General features: G+C 44.3%; 21 protein-coding genes, 1 tRNA gene and 1 other RNA gene. 18 read left to right on the top strand and 5 right to left on the bottom strand.

Annotation, left to right across the window (positions count from 1 at the left end; translation table 11 throughout):
- Positions 1-56: 56 nt before the first annotated feature.
- From DEHRE_RS08225 to tmk, 6 genes are all read left to right on the top strand, one after another.
- Positions 57-2,774, top strand: a complete 2,718-nt coding sequence (locus DEHRE_RS08225; RefSeq protein ID WP_242836913.1) for an ATP-dependent DNA helicase — start codon at positions 57-59, stop codon at positions 2,772-2,774.
- Positions 2,775-2,862: 88 nt separating this feature from the next.
- Positions 2,863-3,210: a hypothetical protein gene (locus tag DEHRE_RS08220; RefSeq protein ID WP_019225968.1), complete on the top strand. Its 348-nt coding sequence runs from the start codon at positions 2,863-2,865 to the stop codon at positions 3,208-3,210.
- A gap of 193 nt (positions 3,211-3,403) precedes the next feature.
- The gene (locus DEHRE_RS08215) at positions 3,404-3,823 is read left to right on the top strand and encodes a hypothetical protein (protein WP_019225969.1); all 420 of its coding nucleotides are present in this window, start codon (positions 3,404-3,406) and stop codon (positions 3,821-3,823) included.
- Between the two features lie 82 nt (positions 3,824-3,905).
- A complete protein-coding gene (locus DEHRE_RS08210) occupies positions 3,906-4,094 on the top strand; it encodes a ferredoxin (RefSeq protein WP_019225970.1) in 189 nt (62 codons plus the stop codon).
- 290 nt (positions 4,095-4,384) lie between these two features.
- Entirely contained in the window at positions 4,385-5,179 is a 795-nt protein-coding gene (gene spo0A / locus DEHRE_RS08205; protein WP_025205791.1) for a sporulation transcription factor Spo0A, read from the top strand.
- Positions 5,180-5,284: 105 nt separating this feature from the next.
- Positions 5,285-5,932 (top strand): dTMP kinase, encoded by a 648-nt coding sequence (gene tmk / locus DEHRE_RS08200; protein ID WP_019225972.1) that lies wholly within the window; start codon positions 5,285-5,287, stop codon positions 5,930-5,932.
- A gap of 107 nt (positions 5,933-6,039) precedes the next feature.
- Here the strand turns inward: tmk and DEHRE_RS08195 are convergent, their stop codons facing one another.
- Positions 6,040-6,576, bottom strand: coding sequence for a spore coat protein (locus DEHRE_RS08195; RefSeq protein ID WP_019225973.1), 537 nt, complete (start codon positions 6,574-6,576; stop codon positions 6,040-6,042).
- Between the two features lie 132 nt (positions 6,577-6,708).
- Positions 6,709-6,784 (bottom strand) — tRNA-Arg (locus DEHRE_RS08190).
- A 136-nt stretch (positions 6,785-6,920) separates the two neighbouring features.
- Here DEHRE_RS08190 and DEHRE_RS08185 point away from each other — a divergent pair.
- Positions 6,921-7,778 (top strand): YitT family protein, encoded by an 858-nt coding sequence (locus DEHRE_RS08185; protein WP_019225974.1) that lies wholly within the window; start codon positions 6,921-6,923, stop codon positions 7,776-7,778.
- A gap of 245 nt (positions 7,779-8,023) precedes the next feature.
- Here the strand turns inward: DEHRE_RS08185 and pdaB are convergent, their stop codons facing one another.
- Together pdaB and DEHRE_RS08175 are read right to left on the bottom strand one after the other, a co-directional pair.
- Positions 8,024-8,788: a polysaccharide deacetylase family sporulation protein PdaB gene (pdaB, locus tag DEHRE_RS08180; protein ID WP_019225975.1), complete on the bottom strand. Its 765-nt coding sequence runs from the start codon at positions 8,786-8,788 to the stop codon at positions 8,024-8,026.
- 140 nt (positions 8,789-8,928) lie between these two features.
- Complete coding sequence (locus DEHRE_RS08175; RefSeq protein ID WP_019225976.1) at positions 8,929-9,180, bottom strand: hypothetical protein; 252 nt, start codon at positions 9,178-9,180, stop codon at positions 8,929-8,931.
- A 193-nt stretch (positions 9,181-9,373) separates the two neighbouring features.
- Here DEHRE_RS08175 and DEHRE_RS08170 point away from each other — a divergent pair, with 193 nt between their 5' ends.
- The 6 genes from DEHRE_RS08170 (at position 9,374) to DEHRE_RS08145 (ending at position 17,020) form a co-directional block, all read left to right on the top strand.
- The gene (locus DEHRE_RS08170; protein WP_019225977.1) at positions 9,374-10,654 is read left to right on the top strand and encodes a tetratricopeptide repeat protein; all 1,281 of its coding nucleotides are present in this window, start codon (positions 9,374-9,376) and stop codon (positions 10,652-10,654) included.
- 118 nt (positions 10,655-10,772) lie between these two features.
- On the top strand, positions 10,773-11,306 hold the full coding sequence (locus DEHRE_RS08165; RefSeq protein ID WP_019225978.1) for a hypothetical protein: 534 nt from the start codon (positions 10,773-10,775) through the stop codon (positions 11,304-11,306).
- A 78-nt stretch (positions 11,307-11,384) separates the two neighbouring features.
- Positions 11,385-12,713: a type I glutamate--ammonia ligase gene (glnA, locus tag DEHRE_RS08160; RefSeq protein ID WP_019225979.1), complete on the top strand. Its 1,329-nt coding sequence runs from the start codon at positions 11,385-11,387 to the stop codon at positions 12,711-12,713.
- A gap of 204 nt (positions 12,714-12,917) precedes the next feature.
- Complete coding sequence (locus DEHRE_RS08155) at positions 12,918-13,892, top strand: DnaA ATPase domain-containing protein (protein ID WP_019225980.1); 975 nt, start codon at positions 12,918-12,920, stop codon at positions 13,890-13,892.
- The gene (gene pfkA, locus DEHRE_RS08150; protein WP_019225981.1) at positions 13,879-14,847 is read left to right on the top strand and encodes a 6-phosphofructokinase; all 969 of its coding nucleotides are present in this window, start codon (positions 13,879-13,881) and stop codon (positions 14,845-14,847) included. Before DEHRE_RS08155 ends, pfkA begins: the two co-directional genes overlap by 14 nt.
- A 31-nt stretch (positions 14,848-14,878) precedes the next feature.
- A complete protein-coding gene (locus DEHRE_RS08145) occupies positions 14,879-17,020 on the top strand; it encodes a cell division protein FtsA (RefSeq protein ID WP_019225982.1) in 2,142 nt (713 codons plus the stop codon).
- A 178-nt stretch (positions 17,021-17,198) separates the two neighbouring features.
- Here the strand turns inward: DEHRE_RS08145 and DEHRE_RS08140 are convergent, their stop codons facing one another.
- Positions 17,199-17,567 (bottom strand): TIGR04086 family membrane protein, encoded by a 369-nt coding sequence (locus tag DEHRE_RS08140; protein WP_019225983.1) that lies wholly within the window; start codon positions 17,565-17,567, stop codon positions 17,199-17,201.
- Between the two features lie 117 nt (positions 17,568-17,684).
- Between DEHRE_RS08140 and panB the strand changes: the two genes are divergently transcribed.
- The 5 genes from panB (at position 17,685) to DEHRE_RS15295 (ending at position 21,477) form a co-directional block, all read left to right on the top strand.
- Positions 17,685-18,509: a 3-methyl-2-oxobutanoate hydroxymethyltransferase gene (gene panB, locus DEHRE_RS08135; RefSeq protein ID WP_019225984.1), complete on the top strand. Its 825-nt coding sequence runs from the start codon at positions 17,685-17,687 to the stop codon at positions 18,507-18,509.
- Between the two features lie 163 nt (positions 18,510-18,672).
- The gene (locus DEHRE_RS08130; protein ID WP_019225985.1) at positions 18,673-19,107 is read left to right on the top strand and encodes a hypothetical protein; all 435 of its coding nucleotides are present in this window, start codon (positions 18,673-18,675) and stop codon (positions 19,105-19,107) included.
- 61 nt (positions 19,108-19,168) lie between these two features.
- Positions 19,169-19,349, top strand: a non-coding RNA gene (gene ssrS, locus DEHRE_RS14420) — 6S RNA.
- Between the two features lie 53 nt (positions 19,350-19,402).
- Positions 19,403-20,137, top strand: coding sequence for a hypothetical protein (locus DEHRE_RS15300; protein ID WP_242836912.1), 735 nt, complete (start codon positions 19,403-19,405; stop codon positions 20,135-20,137).
- Complete coding sequence (locus tag DEHRE_RS15295) at positions 20,137-21,477, top strand: LTA synthase family protein (RefSeq protein ID WP_242836911.1); 1,341 nt, start codon at positions 20,137-20,139, stop codon at positions 21,475-21,477. Before DEHRE_RS15300 ends, DEHRE_RS15295 begins: the two co-directional genes overlap by 1 nt.
- Positions 21,478-21,505: the final 28 nt, after the last annotated feature.

Raw genomic sequence — 21,505 nt, 5'->3', positions numbered from 1 at the left:
GAATGTTATGATTTATTGTTAAGTGCGTATATTTTTTTTGAAGGGAGCTTGGCTGATTGAATCAGACTTGTGTCATCCTATCTCTAATACGTCCGGGAACTCCCTCAGAACGTGGATACTTGGCAGCTCTGCGCTTGGGAAAAGGGGTATTTCCAAAATATCTGTTGTTTTCGTTCCAGAGCGAAGGCGAAGCCCCAGGTAGGATGGAACAGCATAAAAAAAGTCTTGAAGATTTTACCCATGATGCCCTTATATTTGTTTATGAGCAGAAGAAAGTCCTGCCAGATTTAAAAAAATATTTTGAAATTAATCTGAACCAGAACGTGATTGAGGTTCAGGAACTTGCCGCAGTGTTTTTCCCGACAGTCAGCCAGCAAAGCTTAGAGGAAATAACCGATAAACTTAAGATAAAGAAACATCACAGGTTTATATCTGCGGCCCAAAAAAAGGTCCGGCTGACCCATGACCTGCTTCTGCAGTGCTGGAAAAAGGGGTTGAAGGCTGATTTGGGCTTCTTGAGCAAGTTGGAAGAATATACAAAGGGCCTTTCCTGTCAGCCTGTGCTAATCGAATTGAAAAAGGAAATCGTGCGAACGTATCCGGACAGGCCCATCCGTATTGCACCTTACCGGGGAGAGACGGTACAAAATCTTTTTAGCCCCGGTTCGGATGATTTGGCTAAAATTCCTGATTCGCCGGCTTGGGCTGTGCAGTGTTTTGGCCAGGACGGCTTACTCGCCAGCAATATTCCAGGGTTTGAAAACAGAGAGATTCAAACCGTCATGGCCGCTGAGATCCTAAAAGGGTTTACCGAAGCGACAGATGTTGTGATTGAAGCCGGTACAGGAACAGGGAAAACGCTTGCATATCTGATTCCGGCACTCTGGTGGTCCAAAAGGCATCAGCAGAAGGTGATTGTTGCGACCCACACCATCACTTTGCAGGAGCAGCTCTTCAGCAAAGACCTTCCGCTGCTGCAGAAAATCCTGCCTTTTCCATTTGAAACAGCACTGCTTAAGGGTAAGAGCAATTATTTATGTCTGAAATGCCTTTATCAGGAATCGCTGTTTACGGATTATACAACCCATGATGAACAACTCCGGCAGGCCGCATTCTTTTCCTGGGCTTCTGAAACGAAAACCGGGGATTTTGGAGAACTGCCGAATAATCAAAGCTTCGTTCCGACTTATCGAAAATTTGGCGCGGATAATCCGGCCTGTCAACCCGGAGAGTGTTCTTTTACTTCACGTTGTTACCTTTATAATGCCAGGAAGAGAGCCGAGGCTGCTGATGTTCTTGTGATTAATCACTCCTTGCTCCTTGCCGATATCAAAACGAATTATAAGATTCTGCCGGAATACAGCAATCTTATCATTGATGAAGCGCATAATATTTACCAGACTGCGCTCAAGCAACTTGGATTTGAAATTTGCCTCGAACAGATGCTGCGGCTGACGGACAATATCTATGGTGGGAAAGGCAATCTATTCGCTTATCTGAAAAGAAATCATGCTGTTTGGGCAGAGGTCTTCCCTGCCTTTAACTGGACCTATTTTAAAAGCAATCTTGAAGAGATTCCGGATCGCTGCAGGGCGGCTGCGGATCAGGCCCAAGAACTTTTCAGCATGCTGCAAAGCGTGCTTGGCCGACAGTTGAGTTTTCGCTTAGACCCTGAAAAGGTTGGCGAAGATATCCTGCAGATGATCCTGCTGGCCTCGGAAAATCTGATCATCAGGTTTAAAGGTATTGTGGAGGTGCTGGATAGAATTAATACCTTTCTGGCCCTTGAAAGTGAGCAGTTGGAAGAAACCAGATATGAGATTAGCAGAATAAAAAGTGATATTGCCCAAATCGTTGACGGATTTGGCAAGATCGTTAGTAAAAGTGAGGAAGAACGTGTAACCTATCTCGAAAAAAGCAACACAGTCTATTTAAAAAACACGCTGATCAATGTTGCTCCGTTATTAAATAAAAAAATATTCAGAAAAAATAATTGCACGGTTTTAACTTCTGCCACCTTAAGTGTCGGTGAGGATTTTACGTATTTGACCAGGGATATCGGAGTAGAACGCTATATCAGCCTGAAGCTGGATTCACCGTTTGATTATGAAAAACAAATGGTTTTCTGTGTCGTCAATGATTTACCTGTAAATCTACCGGAGGATAGGCTCGCAGAAAAGACTGCTTCATTTATTGGGAGAATTGCCGAAGAGATGAATGGAGGTACACTGGTATTATTTACTTCCCACCGGTATTTGCAGCGGGTATACCACTTGTTGGGGAATGAAGAATGCTGCCAGCACCTGAATGTGCTGGCCCAGGGGATTGACGGCACCAGGGAAGACCTTCTGCAGGAGTTTATGCAGAACAACAGCAGTGTCCTGCTTGGAACGAACAGCTTTTGGGAAGGCATCGATCTTCCCGGGGACATGCTGCGCTGTGTTATCATGGTCAGACTGCCGTTTTGGCCGCCGGATACGCCCATTCTGGAAGCGAAGGCCCGCCTGTTGGAAAGTCAGGGACTTGATCCGTTTTATGCGTTAAATTTGCCTGAAGCAATTATCCGCTTCAAGCAGGGCTTTGGACGTTTGATTCGAACGAGAGAGGATAAAGGCGTCGTGATTGTTCTGGATGACCGGATTATTAAAAAAAGGTATGGCCGATATTTTCTGCAGGCCCTGCCGATTACTTCTTTCTATCAGGGAAGTTCGGAGCGCGTCCTCCAAAAGGTTTCATCGGTTCAGGTACCCGTAATCGGCAATTCAAGAGCGTAAAGACGCAGAATATTCAGGAACTGATTTCACCCCTCATCTAACCAGTGCATATAGTAAGGCACAGGTTATTTTTTGAGGAGGAATGGAAATGGCTCAGCCGGTAGATTGGTCCAATGTTGGCGTCAGGATCGTCCAGGGATTTTATACCACCATTGATGCCGTACGGCAGCTCGATACGCAGGAAGCTGCACTTGTCATGAAACTGTTGGGAAAATCCTGTACGAAGATGATGAAAGACGGTGTCGGACATCAATTTGGAATTGCCATGATTGAAACAAGTGAAAAATTGGCGCTCACAGATAAACTGACATTTGAAGATGTTTTGAAAATGCTGACGTCAATCGTAGGAAAACTTTATTTCACGGCAAAAACTGCGGAGGAAATCGAACTAGTCAAACAGCTTGAAGATGCTGTTAAAAATTACCACGTCGTATAAAATCAGGCTGCCGCATAAATTATTCTCAAGACAGCAGTGCTGGAAGGAGGAAAAATCCTATGAAAATGTACTATATCAAGCTGCCTCAGTCCGTACTTAATCTTCTGAAAAAAATCTTCAACAAATAATTACCGGGTGTCATGAATTTCCAATTTCCCTCCTATATTATAGTAAAAGGTCTAGGAGGGAAATTATGTTATTGAACCGTTATTTTTTTATACTTGTCTGCAGTATTTTTTTTATTGGCGTCATTGTCTGGTGGCAGAATCCGAATACTGCAGTTTCAGCAATAGCCAATGGGCAAAGTTATGCAAATCCGAAGGCAGTGATTGAAGATTATTGGGAAAAGCTTGATTACAGGCAATTTGATCTTGCTTCGGCTCTGGCATCAGGACAGGCTGAAGCTACGAATAGCATACTGCAGCAGATGTTTCAGGATAATCCATTTTTAAGTGTTCAAAACGTGGAGATTCAAAACACTTCTGCGCAAAATAGTTATTTGGTTGAAATTACGACGGGGTCATCCATTGATCAAAGAAAAGTACTTACTTACCACATTATAGTAGAACAACAAAACGATGGTCTGAAAATCGTAGAGATGAGTCACGAATAGAAAATCTGAAAATCTGCATATCTTTAGTCACCTCGGGAACAATACAATCGACGATTGACAAAAAAAGTTTGGGGTGAACAACATGATTGCCTATGTAGAAAAAGAAGCCTGTATTGGATGCGGAGCATGTCCTGCAATCTGCCCGGACATTTTTGAAATGGATGATGACGGATTGGCTGTGACGCTTCAGGAACAGGTCCCGGAGGTTCTTGAAGAATCAGCGCAGGAAGCAGCCGACGGTTGTCCGACGGAAGCAATTATCATCAGCTGAAACATCATGCAGATACGGTAACTCGTCAGAACAAGACAAAACTTTAATATTTACACTGAAATTCTCTTGAAGTTCGGGACAATATGTAGGACGAAAAATAATTTGGCTTATTTTAACGAAAAAAAATAATTCTCAAATATCGCTTTTTGCAGATGGGACAGGCCTTTGCAATAAATGCCAAAATTAGAAAGTGTTCCTTATTTTTTAAGAATTCGACATCTCCGCTGATTTATAATGATACTACCGGAAAACGAACCGGGAAAAATATGATAAAGCGGGGAAATGTAGAGATGTCAAAAAAGGTAAAGATTATTGTAGCAGAGGATAATCGAAATCTATGTCAGATCCTTCAGGATTACATTTCAAAGGATGATAGCTTTGAGCTTGCTGGCGTAGCCTACAATGGACTTGAAGCTTGGGATTTGATTCAAAAACATGACCCGGATCTCGTTATTATGGATCTTGTTATGCCGAATCTTGATGGTTTGGAAGTCCTGGAAAGAATCAATGCCAGAACATCAGTCAGGAAACCCAAAGTCATATTATTAACGGCTTTCGGGCATGAAACACTGACGCATCAGGCCATGGTCATGGGGGTTGATTATTTTATCCTGAAACCATTTGACCTGGAAATTCTGGGAAAACGCATCAGGACGCTGACGCAGGATCTGGAAATCACAAATCCACCGCTGCTGCAGACTTGTTCCTCTGTTACGTCGGTCGGAAGAGGGGTCAATATCAACGTAGAAGTAACGACAATGATGCACCAACTCGGTATTCCAGCTCATGTCAAAGGATATCAATACATCAGGGATGCAATACTCATGGTAATCGAAGATGTTTCTTTACTCGGGGCGGTAACCAAAGAACTGTACCCGGCAATTGCTAAGAAATACAATACGGCTCCCAGCAGGGTGGAAAGAGGCATCAGACATGCCATTGAGCTGGCCTGGGAACGCGGACATATGGAAACGCTGAAGCGGATCTTCGGATATTCGATGAACATAGAACGTCAAAAACCTACTAATTCTGAATTCATTGCACTGCTCGCTGATAAGCTTCGGGTGATGAGTAAGGTTGGATAAATGAACGAACGAACGATCAAACGAACAAACGAACAAACGAACACTCAGTGTATAAAGATGTCTCAGAGAGGAGGCATCTTTTTATTTGCGCTGAAATAGATTACAATGAATCCTGAAGGAGTTGAAAAGATCGTGCAGGTGAAAGGAAAGTTCATTGTGCTCGAAGGCATCGATGGATCAGGCAAAGGAACGCAGATTGAGCGTCTGAAGGTATATCTTGAAACAGTACGCGGAGTAAAAACCATTCTAACCAGAGAACCAAGCCAGGGTCCGCTCGGGACAACGATCCGCCAGGTACTTTCAGGCCGGATCAACGGCGTGAATGACAACTGTCTGGCGTTGCTGTTTGCTGCCGACCGGCTTGATCACAACAACAATCTGGTCATTCCTGCTCTGGAGCAGGGAAACTATGTGATCTGTGACAGATATATATGGTCTTCGTTTGCGTATCAGGGAATGAAAAATGATGAGTCCTGGATTGGAGAAATCAACCAATATGCGGTAAAACCGGACCTTACACTTTTCATTAAGGTAAGCCCGGAAACATCGCTCAAGAGAATAGCGGCAGGCAGATTCCAGACTGAAATATTTGAAAACAGTGAGACGCTGCGGCACGTTGCAGATAATTACCAGAAGCTGTACAAACAGTGGCAAAAAAATGGGGAACCGGTTGTTGAAATCAATGGGGAAAAGGAGCCGGAGTTGGTTCAGCAAGACATCATTGCGGCTTTCCAATTATATTTTCCGGAGTAAGTGTTATTAAATTCTGAAAAGGACACAAAATATAAGGAATGCCAGTCTCTTTGAGGCTGGCATATTAAATGTATATGGAATACTAAAAAATGAATTTTACGTTGTTGTTAATGAACGATTTTTGCAATTTTGGGAAGCCAGTTTCTTTGGAGCATCAGCTGCTCCAGCCGGTAAGCCCAATCAAATCCCATGTTCAGCTCCTTGCGGAGACGATTCCCAATTTCCAGGTGATAGCTTTGATTAATGGCTGTCAATAAGGCCATTTGGCTGGAAGCGCTCATTTCCAGCAGCAGCAGCGCAATTTCCATATCACTGAAGTGCAAGTGGTCTGGGATGTCCTGGTATTCTTCCAGGGACCGTTCGGGAAACTGTATGGTTGGCAGCTTGACATCCTCGGATCGTAAAAAATCTTCACTCATTTTGACAGTTCTTTCTACCAGTGAATCGCGTGCATCTTTAAGCAGTACTCTGAGCTCCGGATCTTCAGCATGATTATACAGGGTGGTAATAATTGAGGCTTGAAAACGACCCATCAAGACAATCTGATACTGCAAACCCGCCTCAATATAATTAACAGGTTCGTGATCAATTATATTTTGAACAATGGAATTGCTTTTGGCGGTCGCTTTTTCTAGAATATTCATCGTTAAATCCTCCTTTTTATATAGTAGGTTTAACGATTTATCTGTTTTTATGCTTGAGAACAATAAAATGCCGTGAAAAATATATGATACTAAAAAAACACTGCAAGAACTTGCAATGTCTATTTTTTCTAATGGTGCGCCCGGTTGGATTCGAACCAACGACCTGCGGCCTCGGAAACCGTCACTCTATCCCCTGAGCTACGAGCGCAATAAAACTGCTTCATTACTTTACTAAATAGAATTCTTTTTGTCAAGAATAATGTTAAAGAGAGCTAAGAGCAAATTGTCGGAGAAAGCTTGGATGACCAGATTAATTGGATGACCAGATTAATTTGAGGTAAAACATGAATCTGAAAAAAATACCATGGCATTTTCTCAAAAGATTTTTTGGAATCATTATAGGCGCAGTGATTGTAGCTGTCAGCATTAATACATTGATCCTGCCCAACCAGATTGCTGACGGCGGAGTCACAGGAATTGTGATTCTGCTGCATTATCTGTTTCAATGGAATATAAGCATTCTGGTGGCCCTTCTGAATATTCCGTTATTCATTCTCGGCTACAAGTCAGTCGGCAGACAGCTGTTATATTGGAGTATCCTGGGCGTAGGGACATTATCTGCTGCGCTGAAGTTTACAGATGTTTTGGCTCCGATAACAACAGATACGCTGCTGGCCTCTATTTTCGGGGGTGTTATATCCGGTATCGGAATGGGCATCATCTTTCGCTGTCGCGGCTCATTAGGCGGCACCGATATCCTGGCGATCGTGTTGAATAAAAGAATACAATTCAGTGTCGGGCAGATCATCCTAATCCTCGATGCGGTTGTCTTTATCGGAGCTGCACTGATCTTTAGCCCGGAAATGGCCATGTATGCAATGATTTATATGTTTATCGCTACCAAAGTGATAGATCTCGTCCAGGTCGGGTTGGATTATTCCAAGAGCGTCATGGTCGTCACAGAAAAGCCGGACGAGATTGCTGAGGATATCATCCATCTCGTCGGCAGAGGTGTAACGTATCTTCAAGCTGAAGGGGCTTATTCGCGCTTTCAAAAGAGAGTGGTCTACAGTATCGTAAATAGAGCACAACTGACCCAGGTCAAAGAAATAGTCCACAAATATGACCCGGATGCTTTTGTGGCCATCGGCGATGTTTCAGAGGTCGTCGGCGAAGGGTTCCAAAGTTGGAAAGGGCATTAGTAAAGCGATTTGTAAATCCCGTCAACACAGAAACGTTTGTTTTGTTCGGGTTAGTCTCCCTAATGGATGGCCGCTTTCGGCTATTGTGCCATCCGTGGCACAAAAAGCCGCGCTGCGCAATCCATGCTCCGCTTGGTGCCGGCCATCCATTAAGGAGACTAGCCCTAACATACTAGTCTTGTAATATAAAGAGGATTATGTCGGCAGATTTAGCGAGTAAATTGAGAACGCGATACAAGTGCTCATTACAGGCTTGAACCGGGTGGACAGCTCTCCTGGGCATTGCTGAGCATCTTGCCGACTGTCACAATTTCATAGTTCTTCTCTTTGAGCATTTTCAAAACAGTGGGGAGCGCCTCGGGCGTATCCGGCGCGGAATCAGAAGCGTGGAAAAGGATAATGTCGCCGGGGGAGGCTCCTTTATTTTTGGAGCGCCCGTTCATCACATAATTGATGATTGCGTCGGCTCCGGGTCTTTTCCAATCCAGGGAATCAACGCTCCATTGGATGACTTTGTAGCCTCTCTCGTTTGCGATCGAGATGACCTGGTTGTCATAGGCCCCGTTCGGAGCGCGCAGCAGGTTGATTTTCTGGCCGCTTAAACGTTCCAGGACTTCTTTGGAAGTATCGAGTTCTTTCATGAGGGCATCAGCTGTCAAGGTGTTCAAATCAACATGACGCCGCCCGTGGGAGCCAATTTCGTGGCCGTCCGCGGCAATGCGCTTGACTAGCTCCGGTTTTGTTTCGGCCCACGGAGATGAAAGAAAGAAAGTGGCCTTGATATTTTCTTTTTTTAGGATATCCAAAATCGGCTGCACATTTTCTTCGCCCCAGCTGATATCAAAAGTAAGCGCAACCTGCTTTGTTTCGGTCTTGACGGAGTAAATCGGCTTTGAATTTCCGGTAACAACGGATACAACCTGTTCTTTGTTTACGGCCAAAACCGCAATCAGCATCAGGATCACGGTCCCCACCGCCAGCTTTTTTCTGTTCACCACAAAGACGCTCATTGTTTATCCCCCCTTAGAACCATGATTATTCCGGGGAGCCGTAAATCATGTTAAATATAAAAGAAGGTGTCGATAAAGACGCCTCCTTTTATATTTAAAGTTTAAATGTCCGATATTATCCACCGTGTATCGCGGTGGCATTATTTTGGCCAGCGAACCCCAAAAATGATTTCCAGCAGATCGACCTTGAAAATGATTCTGAGGAGCAGGTGTAATACCAATAAAGAAATGAAAATGGCCACGGCAACCTTGATAATCCAAAAGCCGATACTCAGGATGATGCCGAGCAGCGGTTTTAATACCAGGTAGGCCAGATAAATGCAGAGTATGAAAATCAGGACTTTGGCGATGATCCAGAGAATATTTTTTGAAGATGGGCTTTTTGTGCTCATTACAATCCCTCCTGCAGGATGATTTACTTCATTTTTTCAAGAGCAAAAACATTCATAGCACCGATTTGCTCCCTTAGATTCAGTATAGCATATTATAGACCAAATGAAGTTGCCCCAACTCATATATTGTAAAGAAAATTCAGGTATTGTGAAGAAAATTCATATATTTTGATGAAAATTCAGGAGGGATACCATGGAGACCACACTGGAAGTATGGAGGAAGTATCTGGAAAATGGAATCAAATGCTTGGGTGAAGGAAACACTGAAGAAGCTGAAAAAAGTCTGCAGATAAGCCTTCTCGAGGCTGAAGCGCTGGAAATGCCGGTGATTATCGCTTTTTCCCAGCGCTTGCTAGCAACGGTCCAGGTGAAAAATAACAAATTTAATGATGCCGAAGCTGGATTCCGAAGGGCACTGGTCTACTGCAAACAGCTGCATAACAATAAGGGGATTGCTGAAGCCAGGGCCGGACTGGCGAGTGTTTATTTCAGCCAGGGGAAGAATGCCAAAGCCATTTATTTATATAAGCAGGCTATCAGGGACTATCCGGGAGAAGCATCATCCCTGCGTTTAGCGGCCTTGTACTCCGATCTGGGCCAGGTTTATATAAAAATTAAAGAGTGGCAGGCTGCAGAAGAGAATTTTCTGCATGCCGAGAATCTCTGCCGGAAACATGGTTATCTGAGTGGGGAGGCAGAGATCAACCTCTGTTTGGGAGAAATCTATTACAGTCAGGCGCAGAGAATTGCGGCGCAGAAAAGATTTTATCATGCCGCGAAGATCTATGCCAGGTTAGGCGAACAAGTTTCTCTGGCTAATGCGCTGCAATATATCGCCTTCTTGTACTTTGAAAAAGACAGGTTGCCGGAAGCCCTGCTTTTGCAGCAGAGAGTTGTCGCGCTGTATTTGAAAAACGGCCGTGATCCTGAAGTCAGTGAAAGTTATTTCATGTTAAGTAATCTTCTTCAATGTTTGAAATTGCTGGATGAAGCAATCAGCAGCCTTGAGTTGTCCATTCAATACCATCAAGGAAGCGAATTCGGCTTTGCTGTGCGCTATTACAGTCTGGCCATCCTGTTGATTATGAAACAGGACTACTCGGAGGCGAAAAAACAGTATCTGGAAGCTCTGAAGTATTTTCAGTTCTTTGGTGACAGCTCCAAGATCGGCGAAATCAGCGAGGAATTAACATATCTTATCCGCTATGAGGATACTTTATTTCAGGAGAATCTGTACAAACTGCTCGGCAAAAGGTTTTATGACGAGCCGGAATTGCCGAAAGGAGAAGCGATGTTAAAGCTTGCCAATCTTTTGATGAAGAAAGGCAAAAATATGGAAGCGCTACGCTGCGGCTGGATCGCGCTGGTGTACGCCAGGTCGCTGCAGGATGAAACAAAAGAAATTGAGCTGCTGATTCAGGATTTGTCCCAGACTATCAGATATCACAAAAAGACCTCCCGATTTTATCGGTAAAATCGCTTAGAACTTTCAGAATGTAATTATACTTTCTGATATACCGAAAAAGGACTGTGAAAAAAATTGGGAATAGGTTAGAATAGATTATAAGCCAAAATAAGGTGGAGATGTTCACTTGAATCATCATGATCAGGTTCTGCTTGAAAGCTTTGAACGGATTTATTGTCTTTTAGAAAAAGAAACCCAAAATTTAACGGAGATCAAGTCGGCCTATGCCGAAAAAATTCGCCAGTGGGAGGATGAAATCAAAGCGTATGCGATGATGATAGAGGAAATCTCCTTGCCGGCCAGGTTTATTCTTGAGCATATCCTGTCCCTGAAATTTAAGTCCGGTCAGATGGCGGTGGAAGCTGAGAATATCACCCAGGGTTTCTCCGGAATAGGGGACATCCTCGTGGAAAAATTTGGTATTATCAAGATCTCCACAGGAAATTTACAGCTTAGCTGGCGCGATGAACTGTATAATTACTTATTTTATCCTGATAAGGTGGAATTGCGGACAAACGACGAAAGGACGACGATTAAACTGTTTTTTTCGCAGCAATTTGACGGGAAAGATATTCAAAGATTTTCTGCGGTTACGGAAAGCCGTCAGTTGTTATATATTCACCCAGCATTGAAAAAGTATTTAGAACCATGTCAACCATAAAATTTAAAATATAAGATTTATGGTTGACATGGTATTGTAGGAGTAAAAATTTTAAACAATTGAAGGGAGCGCTGAGAATTGAATTATACGAAAGAAGATGTCTTGCGAGAGGCGTATGAAAAGGGCGTAAAATTCATGAGACTTCAGTTTACCGATATTTTCGGAGTATTAAAGAATGTCTCTATTCCGGTAGAACAACTTGAGAAAGCCCTGGACGGAGAAATGATGTTTGACGGTTCTTCCATTGAAGGCTTTGTGCGTATTGAGGAGTCGGACATGTACCTGAGACCCGACCCTGACACATTTGTCGTCTTCCCGTGGAGGCCTGCTGAAGGTGGGGTAGCGAGACTCATCTGTGATGTCTATAATCCTGACGGGACGCCATTCAACGGTTGCCCCCGCAATACACTAAAAAAAGTACTGGCAGAAGCCTCAGAAATGGGTTTCAAATGTTACATAGGACCGGAGCTGGAGTTTTTCCTGTTCCATGTCGATACTGAGGGCAGACCGACCCTGATTACCCATGATAAAGCCGGTTATTTTGACATGACACCGGTTGATTTAGGGGAGAGTGCCAGAAGAGATATGGTTCTGGCGCTGGAACAGATGAATTTTGAAATTGAAGCCTCCCATCATGAAGTTGCTCCCGGACAGCATGAGATTGACTTCAAATATGCCGATGCCTTGGAAATGGCTGATAAAATGGTCACCTTCAGATTTGTCGTCCGGACGATTGCCCAGCGGCACGGACTGCATGCGACATTTATGCCGAAACCGATCTTTGGGATCAATGGTTCTGGAATGCATGTCAACCAGTCCTTATTCAAAAATGGCAAAAACGTTTTCTATGATCCGGAAGGACCGATGAACCTTTCGAGCGAAGCGTATCATTATATTGCCGGCATTATGGAGCATGCCAAGGCTTTCACAGCGATTACCAATCCTACGGTCAATTCGTATAAAAGGCTCGTTCCGGGCTATGAAGCACCCTGCTATATTGCCTGGTCGGGCCGCAACCGGAGTCCGTTGATACGTATTCCGGCCAAGAGGGGTTCTTCAACCCGTATTGAATTAAGAAGCCCGGATCCTTCCTGCAATCCTTATCTGGCTTTAGCGGTCCAGATTAAGGCCGGACTGGATGGGGTCAAACGGAAACTTAACCCGCCCGAAGCCGTTGATTTGAATATTTTTGCCATGGATGACAGGCAAAGAAAAGAGATGGGGATTGACTCGCTTCCCGGAGATCTCAAAGAGGCTTTAACGCTATTAAGCAATGATGAAGTCATCAAAGATGCCCTTGGCGAGCACATCTATTCCCGATTTGTTGCAGCAAAGACCGAAGAATATGACAGCTTCCGCATCGCCGTGCATAAATGGGAAATCGACAGATATCTCGAAATATATTAGCCAGAGCACGTGTAATGATAGATGGCTAAAATTGTCAACCTAGGCAAGGGTTAGGGATATATTCCTTAACCCTTATTCTTCCCTGGTACCGCGTTGCTGAATTATGGTAGCTATCCTGCTCCGCCTAAAGCGGAACTGTGGCCCTCCATGACACTAACATAAAAAATTGGTGAGTAAGTTTTCTCGCAGGGGGTATTCTAAACAGTGTTTATCAGCCAGTTCAACCAATTAGCTTTTCAATACATAGAGAATTATGAAGTACAAAAGGCGCCCCCGGTTACGATAATTGCCGGCCAGGAAGGACTGGGCAAGACTCAGCTACTGAATTGTATCCTGCAAAAGATGAAACCGCAAAAGGTGAAGATTGTCCTGATCGATGCGGATAAATTCTCTAAGAAATTTGCGTTTGCGGCCCAAAATGGCAGCCTTAACAGCTTTCGCCGTTCTGTGCGTTCCAATGACCTTTTCCTGCTTGATAATATTAATGTGCTGCAAGGAAAGAAGAAAACGCTTGAAGAACTGTTCCATACAGTAGATACCATTCTGGCTCAAGGCGGAAAGACGGTCATTACATATCAGGGCAGTACACCCAACTTTGACTTTTTGAACCAGCGGTTTGCATCAAGGCTTAAAAGCGGATTTTTCCTCTATTTAAAGGACCCGGCAGCCGAGGAGCTCGAGCATTTCATCGCATATCGTCTTACCGGAGATTTGTTTCAGGAGATCCGGCCCTGCCAGCCGGCGCTTCTTTCCGGTATTAAAAATATGAAGCAGGCTGTAAAGATCGCTGAACAGCTAAAAAAAGACATTCAGCCGACAAACTTTGCGGAGGAGAAAATCCATGTACCTCAGTCCGAAAAATTATTTCACCTTCCCGGCATCGGAGAACAGGCCAATCTCGTCGTTTCTATCGTTTGTGAATACTGCGGTTTGGAAAAAGACAAAGTCCTGGGAAGTACGAAAAAAGGGGAGATTGTGGAAGCAAGGCAGATGGTGTATCTCCTGCTGCATGAGATATTTCAGTACCCCTATCGCGATATTGCATCCTATTTTCGAAAAAACACCGGCAGTCTGACAAATCAGTCTGAAAAGATACGGGAGAGAAAACAGGTGTTGTTTGAAACTTTATGTAAAAAACTGTATAATGCTGAAAAGGAGAGATCTTATGGGCGCGGATAGCAAGGTTGCAGTTTTAACCAGCGGAGGGGATGCTCCCGGAATGAACACCGCGATACGGGCGATTGTTCGCAAGGGCATTTACCATGATCTCCGGGTATATGGGGTTTTCCATGGTTATGATGGGCTTCTGCGCGGTGAAATAAAAGAAATGGAGCTGGGCTCAGTTGCAGATATTGTGCATCGCGGCGGAACGATTCTGAAAACTGCCAGATGTGAAGAAATGTTTACGGCTGAAGGCCAACGTCTGGCCGCGGACCAGCTAAAGGCCAAAGGAATCGAAGCACTCGTGGTCATCGGCGGAGACGGTTCTTACCGCGGAGCAAAAAAACTTGCTGAATTGGGTATCAAAGTCATTGGCGTGCCCGGTACGATTGACAATGACATTGCCGGAACAGATTCAACAATTGGCTTTGATACGGCGGTGAACACCGTTGTCGAGGCTGTAAGCAAATTAAGAGACACCGCTTCGTCCCATGAACGGACTTTTCTTGTCGAAGTCATGGGCAGAAACTGCGGGGATATTGCCCTCCACTCAGGACTCGCGATTGGCGCCGAATCGATCCTGACGCCCGAAATCCCTTTTGATCTTCAAGAAATTAGTGAGAAACTGCTGCGGGGATATCGGAGAGGAAAAAATCACAGTATTATTATTTGTGCTGAAGGAGCAGGGGATATCCGTGAAATTGCTTCAGGCTTAAAGAATTATTCCGGATTGGAAAACCGAGTGACGATTCTCGGCCACATTCAACGCGGAGGAGCACCCTCGGCAGCCGATTCTTTGCTCGGAGCAATGATGGGCGGCAAGGCCATTGAGGCACTGATGGAGGGAAAATCTGAGGTGATGATCTCACATTTTCAAAATGAGATTGTGGACAGGCCACTGGAACTTGCTTTTAAGGAAAAGAAAATGTTTAACCGTAAACTCTATGAGCTGGCTAACGAGCTGGCTATTTAACGATATATAACTTTGCGAGGTGGGAAGAGAAGTGGAGACTGTTTTTGCCCTTGATATCGGCACCAGGGTCGTTATTGGACTTGTGGTGCAAAAGAGTGTATCGGGATATGAAGTCATAGCCAGTGCGCGAACCGAACATACGCAAAGAGCCATGTATGACGGACAGGTTCACGATGTGAACGAAGTCGCTAAAGCCGTGTCATTTGTAAAGCATGAACTTGAGCATAAACTAAACTGCAAATTGACAAAAGTGGCTGTGGCTGCAGCAGGCAGGGCGCTTTGTACCGAAACAGCGACGGTCACGAGAGAGGAAGTTCTGCCGACACACTGGGAACAGGAAGAAGTCCTGGCCATGGAAATGGAAGCTGTCCAAAAGGCCATGAAGAAAATCTCAGCTGAAGAGACAGATAATATCCTATTCTACTGTGTCGGATACAGTACGGTGAAGCAGCTGCTCGAAGACCAGCAGATTACAACGCTGGTCGGGCAGAGAGGGAAAAAAGCAGAAATTACGGTTATTTCTTCGTTTTTACCGAGAACGGTTGTCGATGGCCTTATTGCAGTTTTAGCAAGGGCGGGACTTGAGATGGCCAGTTTGACGCTGGAACCGATTGCCGCCGGACTGGCCGCAATTCCCGGAGATATGAGAAGACTTAATCTGGCCCTCGTGGATATCGGGGCAGGGACTGCAGATATTGCGTTTACCAAGGAAGGCACTTTCTTTGCTTATGGAATGGTGCCCATGGCCGGCGATGAGGTCACAGAAGCAATCTGTTCCAATTATCTGGTCGATTTTCAGGAAGGCGAAAGGATTAAAAAACAGCTGAACGGGAACGATCCAAATCCAAACAGCCTGATTGACATCGTCAATTTCTTCGGTGCCAGGTCCTCCGTCACACGTCAGGAAATACTGGATGTCATTAAACCGACCGTTCAGGTGATTGCCGAAAGGATCGGCGGAGAAATCCTGCTGCTGAATAACAGCTGTTCGCCCCAGGCTGTGATCATGGTCGGGGGAGGTAGCCTTACTCCTTTAATGGGAGATATTTTGTCAAAGGTGATTAATCTTTCCCGGGGTAGAATCGGCATTCAAGTCAGGGAAAGGTTGTCCGCGGTCTCCGGCCAGGAAGAAGATTTGTTTGGTTCGGATGTCATTACGCCGATAGGAATTGCAATTTCCGCGCTGGATAATAAAGGTCTCCATTATTATGCAGTCAATGTGAATAACACGAATATTCCGTTGTTTGAACTGCAGCTTGCTACAGTGGCGGAAGGGCTTCTCGCAGCAGGCATCCAGCCGAAAACGTTTTTTGGACGTCCGGGATCGGCGCTGATCTATAAGCTAAACGGTGAGATTCAGGTTATTAAAGGAGAGTTGGGAAGTCCAGCGGTGATTACAGTCAATGGCCAGTCGGCCAAGCTGGATCAGAGGCTTAGTCAGGGTGACATGGTCACCTTTAGGCCGGGTCATTCCGGAGAAGATGCCAAAGCGCAGGTCAAAGATGTCATTTCCCGGCCCACAGCGAAGAAGATTATCTGGGATGGCAAGGAAGAGGAATTCAATCCGTTCATCTATCTGAACAATAAACCGGCAAATGAAGAAGACTGGCTTGAGGATGGCTGCAGCCTGCTTGTAAAAATGAATGAAACGCTCTATGATTTACTGGCCATGAAAGGCATTAATATCAATAAAATCAACAAAAAGAAAATCAAAGTCAACAACCAGCCCCGGGAACTGGTATCGGATCTGGAGATTATCGTCAATGGTCACGCTGTAACCATTGATTGTGTTATTAATAACAACGACCGTATCGATATTCTTGAAAAAAAAATATTGATCAGGGATTTGGCGCTGGAAGCCGAACCGATGATTTTTACGGTTAACGGAGAAGCGTTCAGTTTACCGCCGTTTGAAGCAAAGATCTACTGCAAAGGAAGGGTCATTCAGGAAGATGAGCCTATTGAAGACGGTATGGAAATCAGAGTGGAAGGTTTTTCGCGCAAGCCCATTTTGTCGGAACTATTTCCGTATATCAATCTTGCTGAAAACTCAATTTCGGGCGGAAAACTGGAAATGCAGGTCAATGGCAGTGAAGCTCATTTTACGACCGAGCTGAATCAGGGAGACCGTATTATCGTCAACTGGATCAACAAATTTGCGCTCGCCAGATAAAAAAAAGAAAACCCCCAGCTGGGGGCGATAGGCCAAGGGCCTAGGTGGAAAGAGTCAAGGAGTATACACCCAGCAGTATAGTGGGAAACAGCCGTACTTGTCCCGTTTTTTCACCCAACAGCATGTTCTGGAGGGTGAATAGTTCAGGAGAGTGGTTTAACGCACTACATGGACCGCGTTATTTCTTCATCACGGCTCCGATACTCCCACCGATCGCACCCGCTATGGGACTAATCAGGACTTTCTCGAGCAGTATTTTCCAAGAAGGATCACCCGCATAGAAAATGTAATAAATCAATATAGTGACCACAAAAAAACCGATTCCGACAGCCAGTCCGTACAGAAGTCCTCTTGCTCCGGATTGATACGCAATGTAAAAACTGGCGATGAGTACTCCAATTCCGGCAGCGAGCAGTGAGTAAAGGAAAGATTCCTGCACCGAAGTAAAAAAGTAGACCAGACTCAGAACAACGGTCAGCAGAAATGAAATGACGATGGCCAGCGCTATACCTTTGGTAACTAACGACAGCTGAAACGATTTTGACATACGGCAGCCTCCCTTTTCTCCAATTTCTGTACACCATATGCTTGGCCCATATAACTTATGACTTAAAAGCTTAGACAAAGTTTGAAATAAAGAAGGTTTAGGGAGAAGGCGATCACGATGAAAAAAATGATTCCAGATTTTAAAAAGATGAGCGAACAGGAAAATAAGATCACGATGCTGACAGCCTATGATTTTCCAACGGCACGAATCATGGAAAAAGCCGGCGTCGATGTAATCCTTGTGGGTGATTCGCTTGGGATGGTCGTCTTAGGATATGACTCAACCGTTCCAGTGACAATGGAGGATATGCTGCATCATGCCAAAGCTGTCCGCCGGGGTGCTCCAAATACTTTCATGATTGTGGATATGCCTTATCTGACCTATGCGAGGCCTGAAGATGCGTTGCGCAATGCCGGAAGGCTGATGCAGGAGGGCGGAGCTGACGCTGTTAAACTCGAGGGCGGGGAGGAATACCGCGAGATTGTCAGCTTTCTGACCAAAGCCGGGATTCCTGTTGTCGGGCACATTGGTTTAACGCCTCAAACGGCCGGCCTGCTGGGCGGATATAAAGTCCAGGGAACAGAAATACACAGCGCTTCCAAACTTTTGCGTGATGCCGGGATGCTGGCTCAAGCCGGTGTTTTTATGCTGGTCCTGGAAGCAATACCGGCGCTACTCGCGGCAAAGATCACACAGTCGATATCCGTGCCGACCATTGGCATCGGTGCTGGGAATCAATGCGACGGCCAGGTCCTGGTTATTCATGACATGATTGGCGCTTCAGACAAGACTGTACCGACTTTCGTCAAACAATACGCAATGATTGAACCCCTGATCGTTGATGCTGTTCAAAAATATTGCGAGGAAGTCAAAGACAGAGCGTTTCCTTCCGACAAACATTCTTTTTCCATGAAGCAAGAGGTCTTAAGCAAGCTGACCTAACAGACAAATAATTTATTGATTTTTCGAAATAGTTTAGCAGGCTTAATATTATTCTTAAAAAATTAATATATTTTTACAATTTAAGTGAAAATAATCATTAATTTATGATATAATACAATAAACTATTTGGTTGTTTTATTTTTGCTTGGAAGGATGAATAACATTGAAGCTGAAAGATAAGACGTACAATAAGTTCTTGGAATTTTTCGAGAAGGTGTCCAAGAAACATGAAGAAGATCAGTTTGAGATTGCCTATTCCGAAATACAACGTGAAACAGGAGTAGCAAGTATTACCCTGAAAAAAGCGCTGAAAGTGCTGGAAGACGACAAGGTTATTGAAATTAACCAGGGCAGAAATACCCGATACGGCAAGATCAGGTACTTAAATAAATTGAATTCCAATTCAAAAGATCCCGCTAATAGAACAAGAACGCTTGCTTTAGTGGATGATGGAACGGTGAATCCAGGGACACTGCATCAAATCAAGAATATGTCCAGTCTCGTCGAACAGCTGCGGCAGAGGGTGCGTACCCAGGAGATGACGATCTCTGTGATTTTGGACAGACTTGCTGATTTAGAAGATAGAGTGCATCGCTAAAACATATTGGTTTTCCAGTTGTTTCTAGAGGATTTTTCTTCACCCCGGTGTTATAATAGCTATGATGCTGCTCTGTTTGTATGGACTATCATGGTTTTGATCCTATTTTTTTCTCGGGAACTGAGTAGTGGCAGCTTGTGCACATCATGCTTTGTAAAAAGAAGATGGAAAGATCTGTCCAGGTTCCCACCTGCATGTGCAGGGTCAGAAAACCAGATGTCTAACGGCAAAGCGGGAAGAGGATGTCCAACGGACATCCTCTTTAAAATTTATGAGGAATTCTATGGAGGAGAAAGTGTCTAATTCTAAATTTCTGGCTATAATTCCGTTAATGGTTTTAATATTGTTTGAGACGGTCTCACGCGGAAGTCTCGCCGATACGCTGGTCTGGTCCGTACACTATCCGAATCAATTCATTGCCACGTATGCCATGCTGTTTGGACTGATTAATGCTTTTTATCTTTTGCCCCGGCGTTTGTACCTGTCCATTGCAGTAGTCATTCTAACCGGCCTTTCCTTTATTGCACTGGTCAGCAGGGAAAAACTACTCCTAAGAGGAGAGCCTTTGCTGCCCTGGGATTTAAACCTTGGGAAGGAAGCCGCGAATATTTCCCAGAGCTTTCAGGATATGCCGATCGCTTTTATGTTGGGACTCGTGATTTTGCTCATCGCTGCGATCATCATGATCATTCGTTACATACCAAGAGAAGAGTACCTTTCGGCTCAAAAAGTCCCCATTGCGGTACTGTCTTTTCTCTTGCTGTTTAATCTGGTTGCCCATACTTCTATGCAAAAGACCTTCAACTGTCGGCTTGTAAACTGGAGCCAGCAGTCCAATTATGAAGAAAATGGCTTGATTATCGGCTTTATGATGAATTATAAAGCCTATTCGGATGATGCTCCGGCTTCTTACCAAAAAGAAAAATTGAAAAGATTATTACTCAGACCAAAACTGATTACACGGTTGATCCGGATTTCACCCCAAATGTCATCTATGTGCAAAGTGAAGCTTTCTGGGATCCGACGCTGATGAAAGAAGTAAGCTTCAGCGAAGATCCAATTCCGTATTTTCATTATCTGCAAAAAAATTATTCAGGCGGAAAGATGGTTGTTCCTGTCTTTGCCGGAGGAACGGTGAATACAGAGTTTGAGGTTCTAACAGGATATTCCTGCCAGTTTCTCCCGGCAGGGATCATTCCGTATGTCCAGTACGCAACCAGGGATATGGATGCCCTGCCCGCGATTTACAAAAAGCAGGGCTATGAGGCTACGGCAATTCATACTTACCATAACTGGTTTTACCGCCGCAATATTGTTTTCGAAGAGATGGGATTTGACAAATTTATCAGCAAGGAATTTTTTACAGATCCTGAGAAGAAAGGAACTTATATCCGCGATACGGAGCTTACGAAGAAGATTCTGCAGCAGCTTGGACAGAATGATAAACCCGATTTCATCTATGCGATTTCGATGCAGGCTCATGGACCCTATGCGGAGAAACCTAATGCCGGAAATACGATTCAGGTCCAGGGTAACTTTTCGGCTAAAAGTAAAACCTTGCTGGAGAACTACGTGAATACAATTTCCGATGTCGATCAGTCCCTGAAAGCTTTGATTGAAGGTCTGAAGAAGATTGACGAACCAACGATTGTCGTTTTTTACGGAGATCATTTGCCCTTGCTTGGCAATAGCTCGGAAGTATACAAAGAGGCTGACTTTTTTCAGGACCGGAATAATTACAGTGATTATTTAAACAAATATACGGTGCCCTTTATCATCTGGGATAATTTCTCGAGCCCGAAAGATAAAGAAAATATCCGTATTTCCTCGAGCTTTTTGGGGCCTTACATTCTGGAAAAAAGCAAAAAAGAAGGAAATACCCTGACGGATTTTCTTTATTCCTTATATGAAAAAGGGTCGGACGTTATGACCGCTGCGCTTTATCAGCAGAATGAAAAAATCACCGAAACAGAATCTGCAGACTATGAAATGCTGCAATATGATTCGCTGATTGGCAATGCGTATGCCTATGAGCTGGAACCACGGGATAAACCAGTTCAGAATGCTTTGTACCTGCTTGGAGAACGTTTTCCCAAGATCGAAAAGGTCCTTCGCCTGAGTGAAGATGTGATTCAGGTTCAAGGAGAAAACTTCCTACCGGATTATCAGATTTATATTGATGATACCCCGGTTAAAACGAAGTATGTAAGTAATACTGTCTTAACAGCCACTTTGCCCAAATCAATCCAGAATGAGACTGAGCCGGTCAAGCTTCTTTTAAAGATGATCGACAGCCTCAATAATGTTATTTCAGAATCAAATACGTATTCATTCTCGCGTGCGGATGGTGCCTCCATCAATAATAAATAAGTATAAGTAGAGCGTATTTTAAATAAAT

This window comes from Dehalobacter restrictus DSM 9455, from assembly GCF_000512895.1.
Taxonomy (GTDB): domain Bacteria; phylum Bacillota; class Desulfitobacteriia; order Desulfitobacteriales; family Syntrophobotulaceae; genus Dehalobacter; species Dehalobacter restrictus.
The sequence above is the reverse complement of the archived record's forward strand: the minus strand, read 5'-3'. Positions and strand labels throughout refer to the sequence as shown.